Origin of the sequence: Streptomyces achromogenes subsp. achromogenes (assembly GCF_000720835.1) — a bacterium.
In the GTDB taxonomy this organism is placed as follows: Bacteria; Actinomycetota; Actinomycetes; order Streptomycetales; family Streptomycetaceae; genus Streptomyces; species Streptomyces achromogenes.
In genome coordinates, this window is the sequence record NZ_JODT01000121.1 from 1 (window position 1) to 294 (window position 294).

Here is a 294-nt window from a genome sequence, read left to right on the forward strand (position 1 = left end):
CGGTCGGACTCACTGCCGACACTCCGCAGGCCGTCAAAAACTTTGTCAAGAGCGGCCTTGGCTTCCGGCCCGCCCTTCGTGAACGCCTTCTGCATTTCCTTGCCGGACAGGCCGATCTTCGCAAACGCGGCGTCCACTTCTTTGCCGCCGCCCTGCGTGATCAGAACGAATTCCTTCAACGAGTCGGCGACGACGTCAGTATCACGCGCGCCCGCCTGCAAACCCTGAGACAACAGGCCTGTTGCGTCAGTGGCACTGATTCCCATCTGCCGGAAAATCGTGCTGTATTCGTTG

1 protein-coding gene is annotated in these 294 nt (G+C 59.9%); it reads right to left on the minus strand.

Going from position 1 to position 294, the window contains the following annotated elements; genetic code table 11:
• A partial coding sequence (locus IH25_RS38255; RefSeq protein WP_037656509.1) for a phage tail tape measure protein occupies nt 1-294 on the minus strand: 294 nt, incomplete at both ends.